General features: G+C 65.9%; 22 protein-coding genes. 7 read left to right on the forward strand and 15 right to left on the reverse strand.

Going from position 1 to position 22,622, the window contains the following annotated elements; translation table 11 throughout:
- The first annotated feature begins 39 nt into the window (after nucleotides 1-39).
- The 7 genes from LQ771_RS05930 to lpxK all read left to right on the forward strand — a co-directional run bounded on the left by LQ771_RS05930 (nucleotide 40) and on the right by lpxK (nucleotide 8,425).
- Nucleotides 40-1,284 carry a lipoprotein-releasing ABC transporter permease subunit gene (locus tag LQ771_RS05930; protein ID WP_231351439.1) on the forward strand — a complete coding sequence of 415 codons (1,245 nt, stop codon included), beginning with the start codon at nucleotides 40-42 and terminating at the stop codon, nucleotides 1,282-1,284.
- Nucleotides 1,285-1,309: 25 nt separating this feature from the next.
- Nucleotides 1,310-1,996 carry a lipoprotein-releasing ABC transporter ATP-binding protein LolD gene (lolD, locus tag LQ771_RS05935; RefSeq protein WP_425491344.1) on the forward strand — a complete coding sequence of 229 codons (687 nt, stop codon included), beginning with the start codon at nucleotides 1,310-1,312 and terminating at the stop codon, nucleotides 1,994-1,996.
- A 162-nt stretch (nucleotides 1,997-2,158) separates the two neighbouring features.
- On the forward strand, nucleotides 2,159-4,465 hold the full coding sequence (locus LQ771_RS05940) for a DNA internalization-related competence protein ComEC/Rec2 (RefSeq protein WP_231351441.1): 2,307 nt from the start codon (nucleotides 2,159-2,161) through the stop codon (nucleotides 4,463-4,465).
- A 99-nt stretch (nucleotides 4,466-4,564) separates the two neighbouring features.
- The gene (locus tag LQ771_RS05945) at nucleotides 4,565-5,221 is read left to right on the forward strand and encodes a MotA/TolQ/ExbB proton channel family protein (RefSeq protein ID WP_231351442.1); all 657 of its coding nucleotides are present in this window, start codon (nucleotides 4,565-4,567) and stop codon (nucleotides 5,219-5,221) included.
- Between the two features lie 8 nt (nucleotides 5,222-5,229).
- Nucleotides 5,230-5,658, forward strand: a complete 429-nt coding sequence (locus LQ771_RS05950; protein WP_231351443.1) for an ExbD/TolR family protein — start codon at nucleotides 5,230-5,232, stop codon at nucleotides 5,656-5,658.
- A 14-nt stretch (nucleotides 5,659-5,672) separates the two neighbouring features.
- Entirely contained in the window at nucleotides 5,673-7,430 is a 1,758-nt protein-coding gene (gene msbA, locus LQ771_RS05955) for a lipid A export permease/ATP-binding protein MsbA (RefSeq protein ID WP_425491345.1), read from the forward strand.
- A gap of 8 nt (nucleotides 7,431-7,438) precedes the next feature.
- Nucleotides 7,439-8,425, forward strand: coding sequence for a tetraacyldisaccharide 4'-kinase (lpxK, locus tag LQ771_RS05960; RefSeq protein WP_231351445.1), 987 nt, complete (start codon nucleotides 7,439-7,441; stop codon nucleotides 8,423-8,425).
- On the opposite strand, the gene LQ771_RS05965 is transcribed toward lpxK, so the two are convergent.
- The 15 genes from LQ771_RS05965 to LQ771_RS06030 form a co-directional block, all read right to left on the reverse strand.
- Nucleotides 8,422-10,146, reverse strand: a complete 1,725-nt coding sequence (locus tag LQ771_RS05965; RefSeq protein ID WP_231351858.1) for a type IV secretory system conjugative DNA transfer family protein — start codon at nucleotides 10,144-10,146, stop codon at nucleotides 8,422-8,424. The two genes, lpxK and LQ771_RS05965, sit on opposite strands and share 4 nt — an antisense overlap.
- A 67-nt stretch (nucleotides 10,147-10,213) precedes the next feature.
- The gene (locus LQ771_RS05970; RefSeq protein ID WP_231351446.1) at nucleotides 10,214-10,564 is read right to left on the reverse strand and encodes a hypothetical protein; all 351 of its coding nucleotides are present in this window, start codon (nucleotides 10,562-10,564) and stop codon (nucleotides 10,214-10,216) included.
- A gap of 18 nt (nucleotides 10,565-10,582) precedes the next feature.
- On the reverse strand, nucleotides 10,583-11,155 hold the full coding sequence (locus LQ771_RS16060; protein WP_425491322.1) for a DUF4189 domain-containing protein: 573 nt from the start codon (nucleotides 11,153-11,155) through the stop codon (nucleotides 10,583-10,585).
- Between the two features lie 15 nt (nucleotides 11,156-11,170).
- Nucleotides 11,171-11,704: a DUF4189 domain-containing protein gene (locus LQ771_RS05975; RefSeq protein WP_231351447.1), complete on the reverse strand. Its 534-nt coding sequence runs from the start codon at nucleotides 11,702-11,704 to the stop codon at nucleotides 11,171-11,173.
- Nucleotides 11,701-12,750, reverse strand: coding sequence for a TrbL/VirB6 family protein (locus tag LQ771_RS05980; protein WP_231351448.1), 1,050 nt, complete (start codon nucleotides 12,748-12,750; stop codon nucleotides 11,701-11,703). Before LQ771_RS05980 ends, LQ771_RS05975 begins: the two co-directional genes overlap by 4 nt.
- A 47-nt stretch (nucleotides 12,751-12,797) precedes the next feature.
- Nucleotides 12,798-13,565 (reverse strand): hypothetical protein, encoded by a 768-nt coding sequence (locus LQ771_RS05985; RefSeq protein WP_231351449.1) that lies wholly within the window; start codon nucleotides 13,563-13,565, stop codon nucleotides 12,798-12,800.
- 29 nt (nucleotides 13,566-13,594) lie between these two features.
- A complete protein-coding gene (locus LQ771_RS05990) occupies nucleotides 13,595-16,075 on the reverse strand; it encodes a VirB4 family type IV secretion/conjugal transfer ATPase (protein WP_231351450.1) in 2,481 nt (826 codons plus the stop codon).
- 50 nt (nucleotides 16,076-16,125) lie between these two features.
- Nucleotides 16,126-16,434: a VirB3 family type IV secretion system protein gene (locus LQ771_RS05995; RefSeq protein ID WP_231351451.1), complete on the reverse strand. Its 309-nt coding sequence runs from the start codon at nucleotides 16,432-16,434 to the stop codon at nucleotides 16,126-16,128.
- Nucleotides 16,427-16,834, reverse strand: a complete 408-nt coding sequence (locus LQ771_RS06000; protein ID WP_231351452.1) for a TrbC/VirB2 family protein — start codon at nucleotides 16,832-16,834, stop codon at nucleotides 16,427-16,429. The genes LQ771_RS05995 and LQ771_RS06000 overlap by 8 nt, the downstream gene beginning before the upstream one ends.
- Before the next feature lie 115 nt (nucleotides 16,835-16,949).
- Entirely contained in the window at nucleotides 16,950-17,759 is an 810-nt protein-coding gene (locus LQ771_RS06005) for a lytic transglycosylase domain-containing protein (protein ID WP_425491323.1), read from the reverse strand.
- A gap of 18 nt (nucleotides 17,760-17,777) precedes the next feature.
- Nucleotides 17,778-18,827 carry a P-type DNA transfer ATPase VirB11 gene (gene virB11 / locus LQ771_RS06010; protein ID WP_231351453.1) on the reverse strand — a complete coding sequence of 350 codons (1,050 nt, stop codon included), beginning with the start codon at nucleotides 18,825-18,827 and terminating at the stop codon, nucleotides 17,778-17,780.
- A gap of 5 nt (nucleotides 18,828-18,832) precedes the next feature.
- On the reverse strand, nucleotides 18,833-20,005 hold the full coding sequence (locus LQ771_RS06015; RefSeq protein WP_231351454.1) for a TrbI/VirB10 family protein: 1,173 nt from the start codon (nucleotides 20,003-20,005) through the stop codon (nucleotides 18,833-18,835).
- Nucleotides 20,002-20,769 carry a TrbG/VirB9 family P-type conjugative transfer protein gene (locus LQ771_RS06020; RefSeq protein WP_231351455.1) on the reverse strand — a complete coding sequence of 256 codons (768 nt, stop codon included), beginning with the start codon at nucleotides 20,767-20,769 and terminating at the stop codon, nucleotides 20,002-20,004. The genes LQ771_RS06015 and LQ771_RS06020 overlap by 4 nt, the downstream gene beginning before the upstream one ends.
- Nucleotides 20,766-21,635, reverse strand: a complete 870-nt coding sequence (locus LQ771_RS06025) for a VirB8 family type IV secretion system protein (protein ID WP_231351456.1) — start codon at nucleotides 21,633-21,635, stop codon at nucleotides 20,766-20,768. Before LQ771_RS06025 ends, LQ771_RS06020 begins: the two co-directional genes overlap by 4 nt.
- Entirely contained in the window at nucleotides 21,635-22,132 is a 498-nt protein-coding gene (locus tag LQ771_RS06030) for a toxin co-regulated pilus biosynthesis Q family protein (RefSeq protein WP_231351457.1), read from the reverse strand. The genes LQ771_RS06025 and LQ771_RS06030 overlap by 1 nt, the downstream gene beginning before the upstream one ends.
- Between the last annotated feature and the right edge of the window lie 490 nt (nucleotides 22,133-22,622).

A 22,622-nucleotide genomic window follows, 5' to 3' on the forward strand; every position in this document is an offset into this window, starting at 1 on the left:
CAGGGCGGCCCGCCCATCGACTGGAAGAAGCGACCGCCCATGTTCCGACCGCTCGAACTGTTCATCGGCCTGCGCTATACGCGTGCCAAGCGCCGCAACCAGTTCATCTCCTTCATCTCCACCGTCTCCATCGTCTGCATCGCCATCAGCGTCACCGCCCTGATCACGGTGATGTCGGTGATGAACGGCTTCGATTCGGAATTGCGCACGCGCATCCTGGGCGCCATTTCGCACGCCACCGTCTCGGGCCTGCCCGGCGAGGCCGTGCGCGACTGGCCGCGCGCGGTGCGGATCGCCGAGGCCAACCCGCACGTGAAGGGCGCCGCGCCCTACGTGGAAATGGAGGCTTTCCTGCAGGCCCGGCGTCCCAGTGGCGCGCTGGTGCGCGGCATCGCCCCGGCACAGGAACCCAAGGTCTCGGACATCAACACGCACATGGTCGAGGGCAGCCTCGACGAGCTCAAGCCCGACAGCTGGAACATCGTGCTCGGCAGGGAGCTGGCACTGACGCTCGGCGTGACGGTCGGCGACCGCGTCACCATGGCGGTGCCGGAGTTTCGCGCCACGCCGATGGGCAGCGTGCCGCGCCTGCGTGGTTTCCACGTGGTCGGCATCTTCGAACTGGGCATGCAGGAATTCGACTCGGGGCTGGCCCTGATCAACATGCGCGATGCCGAGAAGCTCGGCAGCCTTGACGGCCCCAGCGGCATCCGGCTCAAGCTCGACGACATGTTCAACGCACGTCCTGTCGCGCGGGAACTGGCCAACGCGCTGGGCCAGTTCTACGTCGTGCAGACCTGGATGGACAGCCACGCCAACTTCTTCTCGGCCATCTCGATGGAGAAGCATGTGATGTTCATCATCCTCTCGCTGATCATCCTGGTTGCGGTGATCAACCTGATCTCGATGCTGATGATGCTGGTTACCGACAAGCAGGCGGACATCGCGATCCTGCGCACCCTGGGCTCGACGCCACGCAGCATCATGGGCATGTTCATGGTGCAGGGCGTGCTGGTCGGCGTGGTCGGTATCGGTTTCGGCGTGGGGATGGGTTCGCTGCTTTCGTGGAAGCTGCCGGCGATCGTCAAGTGGATCGAGCACGTCACCGGCGTGACCTTCCTTTCGCCGGACGTCTATTACATCAGCGAAGTGCCGAGCAAGCTGGTCGCCAGCGACGTCGGCTGGGTCACGCTGGTCACCTTCATTTTTTCGCTGCTTGCCACGCTTTATCCGGCGTGGCGCGCGTCGCGCACGCAGCCGGCACAGGCGCTGCGCTATGAATGAGCCCTCGAACGTGGAAAAGAATATCGTGCTGCGCGCCAGCGGGATCGCCAAGACCTACGAGGAAGGCGACCTGAAGACCGAGGTGCTCACCGACGTCAACTTCACCCTGAAGCGCGGCGAGACGCTGGCCATCGTCGGCGCCTCCGGCTCCGGCAAAAGCACGCTGCTGCATATCATCGGCGGGCTGGACACATTGACCCGCGGCGAAGTGGAAGTGGAAGGCCGCACGCTGTCCCGGCTTTCTGATGCCGAGCGCGGACGCGTGCGCAACCGGTCGCTGGGTTTCATCTACCAGTTCCACCACCTGCTGCCCGAGTTCACCGCGCTGGAGAACGTGTGCATGCCGCTGCTGATCCGTGGCGTGTCCATCGCGGAGGCGCAGCGCCAGGCACGCGTGCTGCTGGAGCGGGTAGGGCTGGGCAAGCGCGAGGAACACAAGCCGTCCGAACTCTCCGGTGGCGAGCGCCAGCGCTGCGCGGTGGCGCGTGCGCTGGTCACGCGTCCGGCATGCGTGCTCGGCGACGAGCCCACCGGCAACCTCGACGAGGGCAATGCCGCCCAGGTCTACGAGCTGATGCTGGAGCTCAACCGCGAGGTCGGCACCAGTTTCATCCTGGTGACGCACGACCACCGGCTGGCGGCGAAGATGGATCGCACGCTCGAACTGCATAACGGCGTGTTGCAGGAAAAGGTCCACGTACCGCTGGCCTGAGGACCCCCAAGCCGCAGGGTGGGCTGGGGCCCCCGCATGGCGCGGTGATGGCGGGCTGAAACCGCCGCGGGCGCCGCGTCCACCGCGCCTTGCCCCTACACGCATTTCAGCCATCCCGCCGGCCGCTACCGGGTACGCTGTGGCCTCCGACGGGAGGATGGGATGCACGAGGCACGGATGCCCGGTGCGGCGGCAACCGGAGCCGCCTTGCTGCTTGGCGTGGCCGCCGTGCAATGGCTGTCCGCCTTGCCGCCATCGACCTGGAGCGCGTTTCCCGCTTTGCTCGTCCTGTGGGCCAGCGTGCGCTGGCCGCGGCTGCGCTTGCCGGCGCTGGTGCTGCTCGGCGCGGGCTGGGCGATCTGGCGCGGCGCCGTGGCGCTCGACCTCCGCTTGCCACGCGACCTGGAGCAACGGGACTTCGACGCCATCGGCACGTTGTCGGGGCTGCCTCAGGTCCGCAGCGATGCGACCCGCTTCGTGTTCGACGTGGATCACGCGACCCTGGACGGGAGGCCGGTCCCACTGCACGGCCACGTGCGTCTGAGCTGGTACGACGACGCCCCGGTGTTGCCGGCCTGTTCACGCTGGCAACTGCACGTGCGACTGCGCCGGCCGCGCGGCCTGCTCAATCCCGGTGGCTTCGATGGTGAGCGCAGCGCACTGGAAAAGCGCATCGCCGCCACCGGCTACGTGCGCGCCGACGGCACCAACCGCCTGCTGGCGCCTGGCCACTGCGTCGACGGCATACGCGACCGCGTCTCCCGCGGCATCGCCGCGCGCGTCCATGACCCGCACGACGCGGCTCTGTTGCAGGCGTTCTCCATCGGCGATACGCGCGGGCTTGACCAGGACGACTGGGAAGTCGCGCGCGCCAACGGCGTCCCGCATCTCATTGCCATCTCCGGGTTCCACGTGGGCGTGGCCGCGTTGTTCGGCGTGGGGCTGGTGCGCCTGCTCTACCTGCTCTGGCCAGGCCTGGCACTGCGCCTGCCGCGGTTGCCCGCGCAGGCCGCCGCGGCGTTGCTGGCCGCCGGGCTGTACGGTGCCTTGGCCGGCTTTGGCCTGCCCACCGTGCGCACCCTGCTGATGATCGTCGTGGTGGCGCTCGCCCGCTGCAGCCGTCGGGCGATCGGTGGCGCCCAGACGCTCGGCCTGGCCCTGATCGCGATGCTGCTGGCCGATCCGCTGGCCGTGCTGTCGGCGGGTTTCTGGTTGTCGTTCGTGGGCGTGGCCTTCCTGATGCTCTGCCTTCAGGCCCGCTCCCACGGCCTGCGAGGCTTCCTGCACGAGCTCTCCGCCGGGCAGCTGGTGATGACAGTGGCGCTCTTGCCGTTGACGCTCTGGTTCTTCGGCGAGGCTTCGCTGATCGGCGCACTCTCCAACCTCGTTGCGGTGCCGTTCGTGAGTTTCGTCGTCGTCCCGTGCGTCCTGCTGGGGGTGCTGTTGCTCCTGCTTGCGCCGGTCGCGGCAACGCCGGTGCTCAAGCTGGCAGGCTTCTTCGCACATGCCCAATGGTGGTTGCTGGAGCGCATGGCGGCCTGGCCCGGCGCGCACTGGTACCTGCCCGAGGTGGGGCCGTGGGCGCTGTTGCTGGCCACAGTGGGTGCGCTGTGGCTGTTCGCCCCGCGCGGCCTGCCGCTGCGGCCATTGGGCCTGCTGCTGTTCCTTCCGCTGGTCTGGCCGGTGGTGCGGTTGCCGGCCGCCGGCGGATTCCAGGCCTGGGTGCTGGACGTGGGGCAGGGGTTGTCGGTGGTGGTGCGGACGCGGCACCACGCGCTGGTCTACGACGCCGGCGCCCGCTATCCGTCGGGTTTCGATCTGGGCGAGGCGGTGGTGCTGCCGGCGCTGCACGCGCTGGATGTGGCCCGACTGGACCTCCTGATCGCCAGCCATGGCGACAACGACCATGCCGGCGGGATCCCCGCGGTGGCGGCGGCTTTTCCGCACGCCGTCCGCTATGCAAGCGAGCCCGGGCGCATCCCGTTGCCGACGAAACCGTGCCGGGCAGGGCAGGCGTGGCGTTGGGACGGAGTGGTCATCCGCGTGCTTTCCCCGGGCCCGCAGACTGGCGGGAAACGCAACGATCGCTCCTGCGTGCTGGCCGTGGATGGTGCGGGTGGGCGCCTGCTGCTCACCGGGGACATCAGCAGCCGGGTGGAGCCCGCGGTGGCTTCCGCCGTCGGGGATGCCCGTTCCACGGTGCTGGTGGTACCGCACCATGGCAGCCGCTACTCGTCCGCCCCCCGTTTCATCGCCGCGATCGCCCCGCGCCTGGCGCTGGTTTCCGCGGGCTGGCACAACCGCTTCGGCCACCCGCACCCGCTCGTGCTCCAACGCTACGCCGAGGCGGGCGTGCCCTTGCTGGACACCGCCACGCGTGGCGCCATCGAGATCGATGCCGCACCCACGGCCGAGCCCGCTGCGGTCGTCACCTGGCGCCAGCGCCATCCCCGCTACTGGCGCGAGTGAACCGGCGTTTTTGCAACTGCCAAGCGCACCGCGGAACCATGTGAAGGGACTGCTATGATTCGGCGTCCCTTGAGAAAGTTGCCCTGGCGGGAGTAGGCAGTGCTTGAGATTCTGATGGCTGGCGGGTGGGCCTTGGCCCCCATCCTGATCTGTTCGGCGGTGGCTCTGGCGATCGTGCTGGAGCGCTGGTGGTCGCTGCGCCGCAAGGCCGTGCTGCCCGACGGGCTGGGCGAGGAAGTGCGCAAGTGGGCGCGCAGCGGCCAGCTCGATCCGGCGCACCTGGAGGCCCTCGCCGCCGGTTCGCCGCTGGGCGAATTGCTGGCCGGCGCGCTCGCCGTGCGCAACCGTCCGCGCGAGCAGATCAAGGAACGCATCGAGGATACCGGTCGCCATGTCGTGCATCGCATGGAGCGTTACCTCAACACGCTCGGCACCATCGCGCTGATCGGCCCCCTGCTGGGCCTGCTCGGTACGGTGATCGGCCTGATCCGCATGTTCATGCAGGTGATGGCCGGCGGCATGGCCGATCCGACCAAGATGGCCGGCGGCATCGGCGAGGCGCTGATCTGCACGGCCATGGGCCTGGTGGTGGCGATTCCCGCCTACGTGCTGCACCGTTATTTCCGCTCGAAGGTGGCCGGCTACTGCGTCGACATGGAGAAGCAGGCGACCGCGCTGCTGGATGATCTGACCGGCGCGCCGGTTCCGGCGGCGCGTCCGCGTCGCACGGCGACGACCGCCGCGACCGGCGCCTGAGGGTAAGCATGCGTATCGGTTCCGACCGCCGGCAGGACGACTTCGAGATCAACGTGATCTCGTTGATCGACGTGCTGCTGACGCTTCTGATGTTCTTCGTGCTGACCACGACCTTCGTGCAGCATTCGCGCCTGCAGGTCACGCTGCCACAGGCCAGCGCCGAGGAGCGCGACATGCAGGCGCCCGCGCTGACGGTGATGGTCGACCGCGAAGGCCACTTCTATGTCGGCAGCGACGAAGTGGTGGGCGAGGGTGTCGATCCGCTCAAGCAGGCCATCGCCCGCGTGGCCGGCGACGACCACGACCGGCCGGTCACGATCCGCGCCGATGCGCAGACGCCGCACCAGAGCGTCGTCACCGCGATGGATGCGCTCGGCCAGCTCGGCTTCACCCGCCTGGCGATCGCGACCACGCCCAGCCAGGACGCCGCACGTTGACAGCCGCGGGCAAGGTGGCCATCTGGGACGCCGAAACCCTGCGCGTCTACAAGCGGCTGCTCGGCTATACGCGGCGGTGGTGGTTGATCGGTGCGATCGCGATTGTCGGCATGGCGATCGACGGTGGAGCGCTGGCAGCCTTCACCCAGAAGCTGCGGCCGATGATCGACGAGCTCTTCGCCAAGAAGGACCCGTACCTGATCTTCTGGATGCCGATCTGGATCGTGGGCATCTTCGCGGCGCGCGGCGTGGGCACGTTCGTCAGCAGCTACGGCATTTCGTACGTGGGCCGCAACGTCGTGCAGGCGATGCAGGCGGACGTGTTCACCGCGTACCTGCGGCTGCCGGCCGCATTCTTCGGCAATGAGCCCTCCGGCCAGCAGATCTCCCGCATCACCTACACCAGCGAGCAGGTGGCGTCGGCCTCGACGGATGCGTTGAAAGTGGTCGTGACCGAAGGCGTCACGGTCATCGGCATGCTGTACGTGATGCTGAGCAACAGCGCCTACCTGTCGCTCACGCTGCTGATGATGGCCCCCGGCATCGCGCTGGTCGCGACCATGGTCAGCCGGCGCTACCGGCAGATCAGCCGGCGCATCCAGGGGTCCATGGGTTCGGTGACCGGCGCGGTGGACGAGTCGGTCCACGCGCACCGCGAAGTGCGTGTCTACGGCGGGCAGCAACACGAGGCCGCGCGCTTTGCCGACGTCTCCCACCGGGCACGCCGCCTGAACATGAAGATCGCCACCACGAGCGCCACTTCGAGCACCGCGATCCAGACCGTCGCCGCGCTCGCGCTCGCTTTGCTGGTCTACCTGGCGACGCGGCCGCAGGTCATCGATGGCATCTCGCCCGGCGTGTTCGTCACCGTGCTGACCGCCATGGGCGCGATGATGCCCTCGCTCAAGCGCCTGGCGAACGTGCAAGGCACCATCCAGCGCGGCATTTCGGCGGCCGAGGACCTGTTCGAGGTCATCGACATGCCGCCGGAGCAGGACACCGGGAGGATCGTGCTCCAGCGCACCCATGGCGACCTGCGTTTCGAAGGCGTGCGCCTGCGCTACCCGCGCAGCGAGTCCGACACCCTGCGCGGCATCGACCTGCATTGCGGGCCGGGCACCGTGACCGCGCTGGTCGGCCGTTCCGGCAGCGGCAAGAGCAGTCTGGTCAGCCTGCTGCCGCGCTTCCAGGAGCCCAGTGCCGGTCGCATCGTGCTCGATGGGCAGGACTACCGCGACTACACCCTGGCTTCGCTGCGCAGGCAGATCGGCTGGGTGGGGCAGAGCGTGGTGCTGTTCGATGGCACCATCGCGCAGAACATCGCCTACGGCGAACTGGCCGGTGCCAGCGAGGCCGACATCATCGCCGCGGCCGAGGCGGCCAACGCGATGGAGTTCATCCAGCGCATGCCCGAGGGCATCCACAGCCCGATCGGGCAGGGCGGCGGCATGCTCTCCGGCGGCCAGCGCCAGCGGCTGGCGATTGCCCGGGCGATCCTCAAGAACGCCCCGATCCTGGTGCTGGACGAAGCCACCAGCGCACTCGACACCGAATCCGAGCGGCTGATCCAGCAGGCGCTGCAGCGCCTCATGCGCGACCGCACCACGCTGGTGATCGCGCACCGGCTGTCCACCATCGAACACGCCGACCAGATCGCCGTGATGGATCAGGGGCGTATCGTTGAACGCGGCACTCACGCCGAGTTGGTAGCCTTGGGCGGTCAGTACGCCGCACTCCACCGCATGCAGTTCCACGAGCAGGAAGAAGGCTGAGGCGTCTCATGGCGCTTGCGCAGAAGCTGGAAGAAGCCTGGTACGGCGAAGGCCGGGTTCCCGCGTGGGTATACCCGCTGGCCTGGCTGTACGCGGGCGTCAGTGGCCTGCGTCGCTTTCTTTACCGGCATGGCTGGCGACGCAGCGTGCGCCTGGGCGTGCCGGTCGTGGTGATCGGCAACATCACCGCCGGCGGCACCGGCAAGACGCCGCTGGCCATCGCAGTCGCCCAGGCGCTGCGTGAACGCGGATTCACGCCCGGGGTGGTCAGCCGCGGCTACGGCGGGCGCCAACGCGAGCCGCTGCTGCTCGGGGACGCGCCCAATCCGCAGCAGGTCGGCGACGAACCCAGCCTGATCCGCACCCAGGGTATCCCGGTGGCGGTGGGCCGCGACCGTCCCGCTGCCGCCCGCCTGCTGATCGATGCCGGCTGCGACGTGGTCATCGCCGACGATGGCCTGCAGCACTACCGTCTCGCCCGCGACGTGGAAGTGTGCGTCATCGACGCCGTGCGCGGCTTCGGCAATGGCCGCCTGCTGCCGGCCGGCCCGCTGCGCGAACCGTTGATGCGCCTGGCCACCGCGGACATCCGCGTGTGCAACGGTGGCGAGCGCATGGGCGCCTATTCCATGCAACTGCGCGGTGGCGAGGCCTGCTCGCTCACCGACGACACCTGCCAGCCCCTGACCGCTTTCACCGGGCAGCGCGTGCACGCCGTGGCGGCCATCGGCCATCCGGCCCGCTTCTTCGACAGCCTGCGCGGCTACGGCATCCTGCCGGTCGAGCACGCCTTCCCCGACCACCACGCCTTCGTCCCCTCGGACTTCAACTTCGGCGAGGACCTGCCGGTGCTGATGACCGACAAGGACGCCATCAAGTGCCGGCGCTTCGCGCAGCCGGTGTGGTGGCGGGTGCCGGTGCGGGCCGAGTTGCCCGTGGAGTTCTTCGATGCGTTGGAGAGCCGCATCCGGGCAAGCGACGCCGCCGGTGGCTAATCCATTTCGCTGACTTCCCTGGGGTGCCGGCCGATTTCCAGGCGGGGCACGCTGGCGGCGCCAAGGAGCCTTGCCTTGAAGTAGCTGTCCTCGTAGTAGCGCACCTTGCTGCAGCGGATTGGATGCGGCGTGCCCTCGATGAACACGATTTCCTTCTTCGGGTCGAGTGCTTTCAGTTCCTGCGGCAGCATCAGTGCGCGCTTCTCCTCCACCTCGGCCAGGGATACGCTGCTTCCCTGGCCGAAGCCGCCCCTGGAGCGCGTGCGCTGGCGCTTGCGTTCGGTGGTGTAGCCGAGCATCTCGCTGTACTCGTTCGCGTCGCGTTGCTCACGCGGCGTATAGATCACCTGGCAGGCCAGGTTGGTGATCATGCTGCGGGCCTTGTCTGCCCCGTACACCGCATCGAGCTGGGATAGCGACTGGATCACGCAGAACACGCGCACGTTGTAGCCGGCGAAATAGGCCACGCCGTCGACCATCACATCCACCCGTCCCAGCGCGGTGAACTCGTCCAGCATGAACAGGCATGGATGCCGGAGCGTGGGGTCCTTGTCGGGCGTGATGTCCACGTTGAGCTTGATTGCCTGGGTGAAGAACAGGTTCAACAGGCCGGCGGCCTCGGTTAGCTTGCCTGGCGAGATGCCCACGTAGATCGATTGCATCCGGCGGCGAAGGTCGGGCAACCAGAAGTCGTTGCCCGAAGTTGCCTTGTCCAGAATGGGGTTGGCGAGAATGAGAAGGGGGGCTTGCGTGCTGGCTATCACCGAGGTGAAGGTCTGGTCGGCAAGCGAAACGACGTTGGCAAACGCCGTGCGTGTTTCCTGGCTGACATGGGGATGCTCGAGTATGGACTTCACATGTGACTTGAGATCCGTGCCGTTGCCGGAGAGCAGCCGATAGATGGCGCCGAGCGTGGGGTAGCCATCGTCCTTGGCGAAGCCCTTGTCGAGGCCGTCGGCCCAACAGTCGAACAGCAGACTGGCGGATGCGACGAAAGTGGAGCGCGCCATGTTTGCCCAGAAGGGGTCCTGGTTCGGCGGATCCTTGTACAGGCAGTCGGCAATGGCCTGAAGATCCGACGTGCGATGGATGGTTCCGGTGCGCACGTAGGCGAACGGGTTCCAGCGATGGGTCCGCAGGTCTTCGGCGAACGGGTTGAACAGGTAAGCGGGACCGAGCGTGGAACGCCACTTCGAGGTGATGTCGAAGGCTTCCTGCTTGATGTCCAGCACGACCATCGAGCCCTGGTAGCTGAGGAGGTTCGGGATCACCGCACCGACGCCCTTGCCGCTTCGCGTCGGTGCGGCAAGCAGGGCATGGCGCGTTCCAGGGAGGCGAAGGAACGAACCTCCCACCTTGCCCACGATGATGCCGGTCGGGTCGTCCTTCAGCAGCCCAAGTCGGGAAAGGTCGCCCCGGTGGGCGAATCTTGCGTCGCCATGGGTCGACCGTTTTGAGGGTCTGAACAGCACGTACAGCAGCCCCAGCCAGGCGAGCAGTGGCACGCCCAATCCCAAGACCCCTGCCACCTTGATCATCGTCGCGTAAGGCTGCACGGCGGGGTGGTCGAGTGCTGCCAGATAGCCCCAATAGGTCAGGAAGCCGAGGGGCGCATGCACGTGGATCAGTGTCATTGCGAGCCAGCCGGCTACTCGCGCTCCCGCGGCCAGCGCCAGGAGCGCGCAGGTCACCGCGATGGCCGTCTTTGTTCTGGGGGTCATGTTCTCATTCGCCTGACGGTTGTCCTGGGCCACCATGGTGGCCTCGTCCGGATATTCCGACCGCTCTTCAGACCCTGTCCGGGCCTTTGCCCAACCGGGCCGGCGCACTTCGGGACACAGGCGCGCGCAATGGATCGTGACCGCGCAAGATCGATGCCTCCGGTATGAAGGCATGCGGGCATACGCGCGCGAACTGCGCCGCCGACACCGCGTTGAAACAGTAGTAGTTGGTCACCGTGAAGGTACCCGTGGCGGCACTGATCGGTGCCCAGCAATCGGTGGGGACGCCGAGGGTGCAGAACAGGAACGGATCGTTGCCGTAGTAGGGAATGAACTCGTAATACCCGCGCGCGGTAGCGCCCGCGCTACCGGTCAGGAGGGCGCCGAACAGCAGGCCTTTCAGGATTGCCTTCTTCATGGAAGTGGTCTCCGGGGTTCAGTGGTTCGACGACGGGTCGCTGCAGGCGACGTGGACTACACGGCATTGCAGGCCGCCGCTGGAGCGGCAACGATGCAAGGCTCCTTGCTTCGCGAAGTCGCGAGTGACATCCGCACCGGACGCGAGCCCGCGCTCGCTCGCCACCAGGGCACCGCAGCCGTTGCCGTAGGCAATGGCCACCGAACAATTGGTGCCGCCGCCGTCCCTGCATGAGGCAAGCGCCGCCCGTTCGGCTTCCGGCTTGCTGGGGAGATCCACCGATGCCGCGACATGGACAGCCGACGAGTCGGAAGCGATCGCGCCCCAATGGTTTGCCCGCGGTGGGGGCCCCAGTACGCGTCCGTTCCCGTCGAGGGGGATGGGCGCGCAGGCGATAGGGCCCGGGGTATTCGGTGGCGTCGCCTGGTATTCGCCCGGGGAGCAGGCATCCCGGGCTCGAAGCAGACCTGGCAGCAGCAGCGCCCCGAGGAGCGCAACGCATGCCAGGGTCCCGGTTCGGGTTCTGCCCGGCCAAAGGCCGTCAACTGCGGCCGGGAGCCACCTCGAGCCAGGCTCGTCCTTGTGCAACATCGTGTCCTCCGGATGTCAGTCCATGCGTGCCGGTGCGGGCGCTACACGCACCGGACGGCTGCAACCGGAGAACAGGACCCGGCAGACCGGTCCGTCCTCCTGCTTGCATTTCCTCATCGCCTTGTCCGCCGCCGTGCCCTCGTCTGTCTCGATCGCCACGTGATAGTCGCGACCCGTCACGACCACTCCACAGGCATTCTTGAACGTCTCCCATGTCCTGCACTTCACACCGCCTCGTGTCTTGCACTCGATGAGTGCGTCTGTCTGGGCCACGGACCAGTAGACCTCGTCCGTATCCACGCCCAGCACGCCCCTAACCGGATCGATGGCCAGCGAAATCCATGGCTCCTCCCATTGTTCGGGCTCCTGCTGTCGGGGCACCTGCTCGTAGCCTGGGATGGGCGCACAACCCTGCGGGCCCTGCTGGCCCGATGGCGCACCGATGGGGTAATAGCCAGGCGGGCAGCCGCCTTCGGCGTGTGCCGTGCGAAAGGACAGGAGCGCGCCCAGCAGAAGGCCGAGGCAGGCCACAGTCCGCGCCGGGGTCACACTCGCGCTCCCTTGACCGTGTCCGGGAGCGCGATCGGAGGTCCTCCCATGGCGCCGATCCGCACAGGCACCGATTCGTTCGCCCGGAGTGCGGCCGGCGGTGAGGCGTACGAGCCGGGTGGCTGCCCTTGCGGGCCGGGCCCGTTGCCCCTCGGACTGGCGAATGCCGAGTACGTCAGGAAGTTGCCCAGCGTACCCTGGAAGAACATCGCGGCCATGGGAGGCACGGAGACGATCAGCACGGTCAGCAATAGTCCGATGCCGCCCTGCTGCAATGCCTGGCTGGAGATGCCCTCGGCATCACCGGCCAGGAAGTGGTTGATGATGCGTGCGCCCCAGACGGCCTCGGCGATGCGGATCATCAGTTGCAGGACGATGGCGGAGATCGCGGCCAGCGTGGCCATCGAGAAGAGCGTACCGATGCCGTAGAAGAGCCACTTGCGGAACAGGTCCCGCGTCTGGTCGAAGATCAGGCAGAGGATGAAGAGCGGGCCGAGGCCGATGAAAAGAGCGATCGCAAACTGGTAGAGCAGCAGCATGGCGCCGGCGGCCATGGGTGCGCTGGCCGTACCGAAGCCTGCCAGCAGCAGGGCGCGCTCCTTCTTCTCGCGGGTTTCGGCATCGCTGAAGGGTACCTGGACCGCGTCGATGACACCCAGCGTGGCCTGGGTCCAGGCAAGGTTCCTGTCGATGAGGTCCGCCGGCGTGTCGTCGCTGCCCGTCAGGACCTGGTTGATTTCCTTGGCGAGATCGACGGTGAGGAAGCGATGCAGGCTGCTGCCGAATATGGACATCGTGGTGGCGGCGGTGACGATGATCACCACGCGCGTCATCTGGGTCACCATTGCCATCATCGATTCGCGCGACTGGCCGGAGATGATGCGGTATCCCTGGATCATGATCCAAAGCGTGACCAGCACCAGCGCGACACCGCTGGCCCAGGACATCGCCCGACCCATGAGGTCCATGCCGAATTCGCTGATCTTGTCCTCAAGGTAGTCGTAGACCAGCTTGAAATAGACGAAATCGCCTATGGTCGAGGGCATCGCTGCTTCCTTGTTGTCTTGCCGTCCTGGTGCCAGCGAGCCCGGCGCTACTGGAACGCCGCCTTCAGTGCCGCCGCATTGACGACTTCTCCGAGGACGTCCTGGCTTCCGTTCATGGCGCGGCGCGCCAGCGCGCTCTGCATGGTCTGCAGCATGGCAATCTGCGCATCGGACTGGACCATGTTCGATTGCCACTTCTGCTGCGCGTCGGTGACGCGGTTCTGGAACCGCTCGGCTTCGTTGTCGTTGGCAGCCAGCTTGCCCTGTTCGGTGCCTACGCCCGCGCGCTGGCTCTCGATCTGCTCCAGCTCGTGGCTGGCTTTGGACAGCTGCTCGATGTAGTCGACCGTGTCGTTGTACTTGCGGTTCTGCAGCATGACGATCGAGCGACAGATCTTCAGCTGCTGCTCGGTGACGCTGCCGCTCATGTCGAGTGCAAGCGAGCGCAGCACGTTCGACAGGGAAAAACCACCGCTGCCCTGTCCGGGGCAGGCGTCGGCGACGTTGTAGTCCGCGGGAACCTTCTGGAACGAGTTCTGCATGGCGAAGAGCGAGGCGTTCAGTTGCTTGAGGCTGATGAGCTGTTGCCTGTAGTGCTCGAGCGTGTTGCGGTGCTGCTGGACGGTCGCGGCCCAGCGCTTGGCCTGCTCGGCATATTCCTGCACGGCCTTGGCCATGCTTTGCCAGTCACTGACCAGCCAGTCCGCCTGCGCCGTACCGCACATCAACCCACAACCAAGCGACAGCGCGAGCCCGGCAACGATGGCGCGTGCGCGTTGCCGGAGAGTGGAGTGGAGGTTTTTCCTGCTGCCCATGACGTGCTCCTTGTCGGTGGCCGGTGCCGTTACAGCGATGCCGAGCGGGCCAATGGGGCCGGTGCGGAAGCGACGGATCTGGCTTTGCCGCTGCCCTTGCGATCCCGGTAGAAATGCTCAAGCCATTGCTTGGGCCGGAGTTCGTCGACAGGAATGCCCTCGATGGCGGCCCGTTCCCGCAGCACCCGGTGCATGATCTCGATGTTGTCGGTCGAGGCGGAGATCACCGCCAGGGTGTCGTCCATGCCGCGCAGGTTGAGCTGGCAGACCGCACTGGCGTGGCCCTGCTTGACCAGGAAGCAGCGTGATCGCTCGTCCAGGCCGACGACTACCTGGTACTCGGCTTCGGTCAGCTTGAGGCCGTCGATGTAGTCCTCTCGACTGGCGTTCGGATTGGGCAGCAGGATCATCGTGGCGGTCTGTTCGACCAGCGCCGCGGCGATGTCGCTGGCCAGCGCATCCTCGGGGCTCTGCGTGGCGAAGATGCCAAGGCCGTTCTGCTTGCGGATGGTCTTCTGCTTGTTCTTGGCAAAATCCTTGAGGCCACCCTTGCCGTCGAGGATCTTCCAGAACTCGTCCATCACGTAGATCAGTGGGCGGCCGTCGATCAGCGCCTCCAGCCGGTGCAGCAGGTAGTTGATCACCGGCACGCGCACTTCCGGGTTGTCGATGATGTCGGTGTAGTCGAAGCCGATGATGCTGGCCTTCTCCAGGTCGATGGTGTCGACCGGGTTGTCGAACACCCATCCAAGCGAGTTGCCGGCGGTCCACTTGCGCATGCGGATGAAGAGGCCGTCGTCGCCCAGGTTGGGCAGGCTCTTCTGGAAGTTGGTCATGTTGCGCAAGCGCATCGGCGTGTCGAGCATGTTCTCCACCGCGCGAAAGATGTCCTCCTCTTCGCGCGAGCTGTACACGCTCTTGCCGGCCAGCACCTTGACGAGGTCCGCCAGGAACTGCACGTTGGCTTCGGTACGCTCGCAGTGGAACGGGTTGAATCCGGTCGACTGGCCATTCTCGAGGGCCAGATAGTTGCCGCCGCAGGCACGCACGAAGATTTCGGCGCCACGATCCTTGTCGAAGAAGAAGATGGTCGGTGACGGCTCGAACTTCTGGACCTGGCTCAACAGGAAATTGATCAGTGCCGTCTTGCCCGTGCCGGACTTGCCGATGACCATCGTGTTGGCGATGGCTTTCTCGCCCAGGGAATTCTCGGCGGGATGGGTGGCGTGGAAGTTGAAATAGTAGGGCTGCCCGTTGGCGCTCTGCAGGGTGGTGACGCAGTCGCCCCAGGGATTGTGCTCCCGCTTGCCCATGGCGAAGTTGTGCAGGGGGCTCAAGCCAAGAAAGTTGAGCGAGCTGACGTTGGCCAGTCGGGTGCGATATTTCCAGTTGCCGGGAAACTGCGCGTAGAAGGCGGAAGTGACGGCGAGGTCCTCCTTGACCGAGACGAAGCCCGCGTTGGAGAGCTCCGCGCGGGTGGCAGCGATCTGCTGCGACAGCGTGTCCTGGCTGGCTGCATAGATCGCTATGGTGAAGTGGTATTCGCCGAGCACGAAGTTGCCGGACGCCAACTGATCCATCGCCAGGTCAAGCTCGGCGATCTGGCTGAAGGCCTTGTCGCCGGAGGACACCATCATGCCTTTGGTGCGGTCCAGTACCTTGAGAGCATCCTGTCGCCCCATCGGGCTGAAGGAGTGGGTGATGACGTACTCGAAGCCGAGGTACTTGAGGCCGTTGAGGATGCCGGGATAGGTGCCGTCGGTATACTCCTTGATGTTGAGGATCGCGCCGAAATGGTTGGTTCCCTGCGGCGTGGTGATGACGAAATCGCCAGTCTTTGCGGAGAAGCGCTGCTTGCTCACCGGCAGGTAGTTGTAGACCGGTGCGGGAAGTACGGGCACGGGTTCGTCGAGGCGATTGAGCAGGTAGCCGTAGAACTCCAGCGCTTCGGAAAACACCACGCCGTTGGCTGCTTCATACATGCCAAGGCGATGTGGGGCGTAGTCCTTCAGCACGGCCTCGACGTTGCCCGCCAGTTCCAGGATGGTGCCGACAGCCTGCTGCTGTTCGGCTTCGAGTCGGGTGATGTCGCTCGATTTCTCGGCCAGCTTCCTTCCGCTGACGATCGGACGGTAGAGCATCGTGAGGTAGAGCTCGTTCTGCATGAGCTTCTGGCTCGACAGGGCGTCGTGATAGGCGTCGGAGAGAGCCTGGTTGAACGATTGCGCGAACCGGGCCCGCTCGGTTATGCCCCGTCGGCGACGCACGTCGTGTACCCAGAAGGCGACGTTGACGAAATCGGGCGCGCGCAAGGTCTGCAGCATGCGATTGAAGGTGGCGTGGCGGTGTTCCAGATCCCATTCCTCGCGCCCCACGAATGGCAGGCCGCCCAGGCGCCAGACCATCAGGAAATCACCTCCGGTGGTTTTAAGCACGGTGGGCGAGACGTGAGTGGACAGCGGCACGAGTTCGCAGATCGAGGTGTCGGGAAGGAAGGTGGGCTTGGGCATGCGCAGGCTCCGTTGGCCGCCCTGGCGCGAGGCCAGGGGCGGCTGTGGCGTTAAGAACCGACCTTCGACTGGCCGCGGTGGATGTTGGGCGTGAACACCCACATGCCGTCGTTCTCCCCGAGGTTCCGTACCCGGGTACGGAACTGCAGGCGGAGGCCCAGAAGCCGGAAGATCATCTCGTCGCGCCTGGCCATCTGGCGCATTACGAAAATCACCGGCGGGATCAGCAACAGGAAGAACAGGTTGAAATACATCGCCAGCAACATGCACCCACCCGCGCCCATGAAGAACGGTACGTAGGGCACACCCATGAACATGGCTGGGCGGGTGCAGCCGCGGAACAGTGCATCCTTACGCATAGAAGTTGAGTAAGTGGTTGATCAGGCTGGCGGTGCAGGCAGTGGCGCCCGAGGCGCTGGTGCTTCCTGCCAGAAACATCTTGGCGATCTGTCCGGCCGCACCGATCAGCACGGCACCGATCAGTACCGGCGAGATGTCCGAAATACGCTTGTGCGCGAACGCGATCTGGTAGCCGGAAAAGACAATGGCGATCGTCACCACGATGATCGAGATGGCGTTGAGAATCTTGTTGACGCTGCTGGCAAAACCGCAGGTGGTGGCGATGGTATCGGTCACGTCCTGGCCCAATGCGATACCCGGCAGTGCGAGCGCCAGGCACGTCACCAGGGCCATGAGCACGGCGGTACCGCAGTGGGTCGGGTGGCGGGCGCTAGGGTTTGCAGGGAGGTTCTTGACCATCTTCAGGTTTCCTTGTGGACGGGAGGGCAGCAACGACCATCGGACGATGGGCGGTTGGCGGATGGCCGCCCAGCAGGCAGCCGGATTCGGGACAGGCCTCTGGCAGAACGGGTTGTCAGAAGACGAACGCTGCATCGGCTTGTTCCTGCTCGGAGACGACGGGGCGGCCCGTGGTGGGCGCCGTTGGTTGGGCCTCGGCGTCGGGTGCATCACCCGGACCTGTTACGTGCGGCACGAACGCGGATTGGGGAGACTCGACGGCCTCGGCCGGCCTCGGGAACCCCGCTCCTTCGGGCGGGTGGTTCTCCGTGGCGCTCCTGGGTTCTCCCATGGGCGATACCAGTGCGCCGGTGGTTGTGTCGATGGCAACCGATCGGATCGACACGCGGTAGGCCGGGCTGCCAATGCTCGCGGGACCCACGGTTGGCACTCCGCCGGGATGTTCGGTGATCCGTGGGCGAACGGTTATCGCCTCGGAGGAGTCGGGCAGGCCGGCTCCGAACGAAGCGAAGACGCGCTGCACGTAGCCATCCCGATAGCCGGTGGTGAAGTTGCCCGAGTAGTAGCAGCTGAAGGCCTTGCCCCAGTCGCCGCCCGAGCGGCCGTAGCATTTGGCCAGGATGCGGGCGCCCGCCGTGGCGTTGGCGCAGCCATCGAATGCCTTCTCGAACGTATCCAGTCCGTAGCGCGCCAGGTTGCGGCGGTTGACCTGTGCGATACCGAGCGAATAGTCGTATCCCTTCGACTCGAGCATGCGCGCGGTGGCGACGGCCTCGCCAAGGTTGCGGGGCTGGCGTTCGAGCCGGCCGCCGACGACGCCGATGGCAAACCGGTTGCCGCCGGACTCGATCCGGGCGACGTGCTGCATGACCTCCGTGGGGACGGCCAGTTTGGGGCATGACATGGGGTTGAACGCTGGGACCATTGCTTGTGTCCTCGTCGGTCAGCGCAGCGGCGCCGGCAGTTCCTGCGGGAGGCCGCGTCGCGGATCGAAGTCGATCCCCGTGATGTGCCGCTGCCCCGCAAGCGCCTTGATGTGCACGACGATGTCGATGGTCAGCCTGAGTAGCCGCTTGATGGTCGCGAACTCCAGGCCCGCACCCTCGGCGGAGGCCTTGACCATCAACGCCAGCTGGTCCCAGGTCTGTTCGGTGCTGCCGGCGTGGCAGCTGGTGATCGAGCCCGGGTGCCCGGAGGCGCAGTTGCGGATGAAGTAGAACGCTTCGTCGCCGCGCAACTCCGCCAGGATGATGCGGTCGGGCTTCATGCGCAGGCAGGTTTCCATGCAGCTCTTGGCTGTCACGTTGCTGGCGCTCTGGCCACCTTTGGAGTAGAGCAGGTGCACCACGTTGGGCTGGCTGATGAAGAGCTCCCGTGCGTCCTCGATGGTGACCAGCCTCTCATCGGCGGGGATGTGGTGGACCAGCGACTTCATGAACGTCGTCTTGCCGCTGCCGGTGGCGCCGGAGACCACGATGTTCCTCTTGCCGCGCACCGCCGCCTTGAAGAACTCGGCGTAGCGGCGTTCGGCGCGCAGGTCCAGCAGCTCGCGATCTTCGTCGGTGAGGTCACGAGCGTCCTCCAGTATCTGGTCGAAGAAACCGTCCGCCTGGTATTGGTCCAGCGTCCTGGCCTGCCTCGATGGCAGGCGGATGGTGATCGACACGCTGCCGGCCTCGCAGGCGGGCGGGATGACGAACTGCGCGCGCTGGCCGGTAGGAAATGTGAGAGAAACCACCGGGTCGACGTCGGTGATGCGCTGGCCGGTATTGCTCTCGTTGACCACGGCCGTGCAGAACTGGCGTGCCCGCTCGAAGGTCAGTGACGGAACCTCGATCCGCTGCCAGCCGCAACGGCGTTCAAGGTAGAGCTCGCCCGGGCGATTGATGCAGATCTCGGTGACGTCCGGGGCGTTCATGAACTCGCGGACGCCCAGTACCTCGTACTGGTAATCGAGGAATTCGCGCGACACGGGAGCGAGGGTGTCTTCCATGGCTTTCAAAGGCGTGCGACGACGCCGCTGAAGTCGACGTCGCGCGCGACATACACGTAGATCACCGTCCCCTGGTTGATGGTTACCGTGGGCGGGCGGTTGGCGGCCTCGCGCACGGCCATGTCGGCGAGATTCTGTACGGTGCGCGCGGTGTTGCTCTCGAAAGGCTCCTGTATCGCGATGCCGCCGGCGGCGATGGACGTGGTCGTGGGCCCGTGTTTGGCCGCCTCGTACTTGAATGCATCACTGAGCATGCTGATCAGCAGTGCGGCGCTGATGCGGCTGCCCCAGTGGGCGTCGTAATGACCGGGTAAGCCTGCGCCGCCAAGGTTGTCGATGCCCGGGTTCGGCTTGCTGCTCATGTCCACGTCCACGCCGGTAGGCGTGATGATGCGGTCCCACACGACGGCGACGCGGCGGCCCTTGGGACCGCTGGCGTACGCGCCGAGCACCTTGGATCCCTTGGGCAGCAGCAGCGTGCGTCCATTGAACGAGTACACCGGTTCGGTAACGAGGCAGGAGGTGTACCCGGGGACGTCCGTGACGATCCGCGTCTCCAGTACGCAGCGGATATACGTCCCGCGCTGCATGAGCGCGTCCGCGTGCTCCAACGGCTTGGCCTTGGTGGCGATCACGGGACCGGACAGCAGGGATCCGCCCGGGGCCTGGGATGGTGCGGTGGCCGGCGCGGGCGGAAGATCGGCCATCGGATCGGAGGTGCCGGCGATCCGCCGCTGAACCAGCGTAGGCTCGTTGGATGCACCGCCCATGAGGTCTTGCATCGGGGCGTTGGCAGCCTCCGGCGGCGGCAGGGGCGGCAACGCGGGTTGCGAGGCAAGTGGAATCGGCGCTGGCCCTGTCCGGGCCGGAGGCAGGGTCAGTGCCGGTGGTGCATCGGCGACAGTGACCTTTTCCTCTCTTGGCTTGCTCGGCTCACGGCGCGAGGTGGCACTGCTGATCATCCAGTACGAGACAAACAGCAGCAGTGCGACGGCCGTACCGAGCATCAACAGCGCGCGCCGGTTCATGCGGCGCAGCTCGTTCGACTTCAGCAATGGCGCGCCCGCATCCAGGTCCGGTGCTGCGGACTGCTGGTAGTGCGTGGAGTAGGGGTTGTGCGCCAACGCTTCGCCATGACCGGCTTCCGTGTCGGCAGCGGAGGGGATGTGCGTACTCACTTGCGGGCGTTCCTTCGCAGACCGACGACGTTGTCGCCATGGCGGATGACGAGGTAGGGGTACGTTCCGTGTACGACGATGGTGTTGCCCTGGACGGTCGTGTTGACGAGAGAATCCTCGCCATCTTCCGCTTCGCGCATGAATACGGCCGGGAAATCCCCGGTGGGAAAGCGCTTGAGATCGCTCATCCTGATGTACGTGAAGCGCCCATCGTCATAGACGTGCGCCGGCACCAGCCAAGGTGCGCCCTTGCTGCGCGTGGCGTAGTCGTAGTCGAAGTTGTAACTGCGCCCGGGAACCAGGCGGGTATCCAGTGGCGGTGCTTCGGCAGCCTTCTTCTTTTCCCCCGAGAAGCTCGTTTCGGCCGGATAGGCGAAGGTGATCTTGTACTGCACGCCCTCGCGCTTGGCCTCGTCCAGTGCCTTCCAGTCGGTTGCAACGACTTTCAGTTCAAAGATGTAGGAGTGCGCGGCCGTGCGCACCATCAAGTTGGTGTCGACGTCGACGTTCTTGGGCTTGAGGTAGAACACGTTGTCGCGGCGGGTGAGCTCCCAGCCACTGCTGAAACCGGTGCTGTAGTCGAGAACCTGTTCGTTGGGGCTGAGCTCGATCTGCGTGGTGATCCCCAGGCCGGTGCGCACGGGATAGATGTGGTCGGGCTGGTATGTGTACTGCTGCACGGCCTGGGACCGGGCCTGCGTCGGGATGCTTGCGATCGCCAGGCAGAGCGTGACCGCCACGAATGGAATGCGGTACGGGCTCATCGCGCCGCTCCGTTGGAAGGTAGGCGTGCGGTCGCCTCGACCTGCGGTGCGACATTCCGTTCGTCCGAGGGCGGTACGGTGGCCGGATCGACGGCAGGCTTTACGGCCTGCACGCTGGCGCCCGGGATCTCGGCGGGCGCCGACGTCGCGTAATCGTTGTCGACGCGGTAACCGGTCACCCAGAAGCCCAGCGGGTTCTCGATCCGGTTGCGGTCGTCCATCTCGAGGTTCGCCTTATAGGTGAACTCCATCGTGGCGATCTTGCTGTCCAGCGGCTGGGTGACGCCGCTCTGCTTGTCGTAGAGGCTCCGCTGGAATCGCACCGTGGCGCCGGTGGGCGTGCGTCCCGTACCTCCTCCGATCAGCACGATGCTGAGCAACCTGACGCGGATCGCCTTGTCTTTCCCGTAGATCTTGTAGGGACTGTCGGGATTCATTGGCGAGTAGAGCCGCGTGTAATCGGCCTTGACACGCGGGGAGGCCATGGTTTGCACGGTGGTCCAATCGCCCAGTTTGAGCAATGCGAGATCGTAGGATTCACGTGCCATCACGAAATGGGCCACGTTGCTGCGGTTGATCGCCTCGCTTGTGCTGATCCGCCGATGGGTTAGGTCTTCGGTCAGGCGCGCCACGGTGCTGGTGCCGGTGTACGCATCGGCCATCACCAGGTAGGGGACTTTCTGCTTGAGGGGCAGCATGTAGATGTAGCCGCCGGCGAGAACCAGCGACATGCCGATCGCGCAGAATGCCACCCACCAGGCGCGGCGCTCGCTGCGACGTGCGATGTCGACGATCGAGAGCTCGTAGTTGACCGCCCGGGCGACGGCGTCCTCCACCTTTCGGGAACCGGTTTTCCTGGCAACCATCAGCGCACTCCGTCGGTGGTGTCGGCTGGAGCGGACTTCACGCCAGACGCATCGGCGTCTGGCCGTGCCCTGGCGGGCGTGATGCCGGAACCGAGTGTCCTCGACCGGTCGACCTGAAGACGCCCATCCGCCACGGTTACCGAGACCCCCTGGGTCGCGTAGATCGCGCTGAGTTCTCTGGCCGCCTGCCGAACGTCCGCGGTCCGGACCTTGGTGACGGGTGCGAACAGGGTGTAGTCGGAGGGAATGCGGTAGACCAGCATCATGCCCGTGTCACTGGTCCAGCGGACGAGCATGTTTCGCAGCGTCTCGTCCATGGGCGCGGCGTAGTAGGTGTAGGGGCGGTTGAGCGGGATTTCAGTGGTGGAAGTCCGGAAGCGATTGACCGGATGCCAGCGACCCCCGAAATCCCTGGCCGCTGGCGTTCCGCAACCGACCAGCAGGAGGGTCGGCAATAGCATCGTTGTGCCGATCCGCTTCAGAGAAGCCTTGTTCACGTGGTGCTCGCAGTTCGTGGCGGCTTCCGCCGCGTGTCTTGGGACGGGTTGCATGCTCGCCCGCGGGGGCGCTGCATGCGGCAACTGTCCGGTGCCTGGCAGATCAGGCCCGCGCGTCGAGCAGGCAGCTGGCCCGTACGGGCCCTGCTGTGACGTTCGCGGGGGCTTGGCGGCAGCCGTGCATGGAGCGCAGAAGGGCGCAACCCTCGTGCGGCACGAGATGGCGATTCCATTCGGACCCTCCCTGTCTGTTTCCGTCGTCAAGCAGGTCCTGCGGGTGCAAGGCGAACGACCTGTTGGCAGCAGCGTTCACATCATTTGAACGCGGGGCTCATTACAGCCGCGGGCGATGTGAGCGGCAAGCTCGATGTATCGGCTTGTGACGTCATCCGCCGGGCCTCCTGGACGTGGGTGAAGTCCTACGAGGGACAGGATGGGCGGGTGTCGGGGTCGATAACCGGTTGCCCTGTGGGCGGCTGTCCTCTATAGT

The organism is Frateuria soli, from assembly GCF_021117385.1.
GTDB classification, from domain to species: Bacteria; Pseudomonadota; Gammaproteobacteria; order Xanthomonadales; family Rhodanobacteraceae; genus Frateuria_A; species Frateuria_A soli.